At 35.5% G+C, this 947-nt stretch carries 1 protein-coding gene; it reads right to left on the bottom strand.

Going from position 1 to position 947, the window contains the following annotated elements:
• On the bottom strand, positions 1 to 694 hold a 694-nt coding region (locus tag H5202_RS23410), incomplete at its 3' end, for an MBL fold metallo-hydrolase (RefSeq protein WP_182774106.1).
• Positions 695 to 947 lie beyond the last annotated feature (253 nt).

Genomic DNA, 947 nt, shown 5'->3' with positions numbered 1-947 from the left:
CTACTCCTTTCTTTTCAAGTAACATGGAAGAAAGTATGTCTCTGTAGTTTGATAGATACTCAATTTGTGCTTTAATATGATCAAATGATTTCCCCGGCATTCCATGACAGGTAAACAACCGTTTAACATCGCCGACTTCGATTAACAACTGATCTAATACTTGTAACCACAATCTACTATTTCCATCGTTAGTAAATCCGAGCATTGAATTAAAAACAACGTCACCTAAGAAAATAACTGGCCGATTTACCCCGATCGTAAAATACAAGTCGCTTTGGGACTCAGCAGCTCCGAGATCTCTAAACTTGTACTCTAAACCGTCAAAAAATAATTCATCTCTATCACTAACTATTTGATTAGGGAGCCATCGAGTTTCTGGCCACTCTTTGCCAAAATATGGCTTCCATTTTACTTCCTTCGAGTCCACCGTATTTTCAATACATTCCCTTACTCCCTTTGTACTGATGATAGGTATTTCACCAAAAGTTGAAATTAAAACATTACAACCATTGTAGTGATCCGGGTGACCATGAGTAATAATGATAGCAAGAAGTGTTTTGCCAATTTCTTCAATATACTGTTTTAAGCCTAGAGCGTCTGAATTTATCATCATTGTATCGACAACAACCACTGCATTCTTTGTTTCTACAATATAAGCATTGGTGAAAAATGTACGCTCTGAAGATGTCAGCATGTGAACGACATATCCCTCTTCATCGTATTTATAACAGCTATAACTTAGTTGAGAGTCTATCAAATTACTGGTCATTTTAGGTGTCTCTATTCTTATTTGTTAGGTACGGACAATAGCTTGTAAACTTAATCACTCAATGTAACTAGTGAGGATACCGGTATTTCTATATCAATGATTTATGACTTCTTATCCATATAATAACTACCTTCTTACTCTAATAATTTGACTCCATCTTCAAGCACTATATTAAGAA

Origin of the sequence: Shewanella sp. SG41-4 (assembly GCF_014164505.1) — a bacterium.
GTDB lineage: Bacteria > Pseudomonadota > Gammaproteobacteria > Enterobacterales > Shewanellaceae > Shewanella.
The sequence above is the reverse complement of the archived record's forward strand: the minus strand, read 5'-3'. Positions and strand labels throughout refer to the sequence as shown.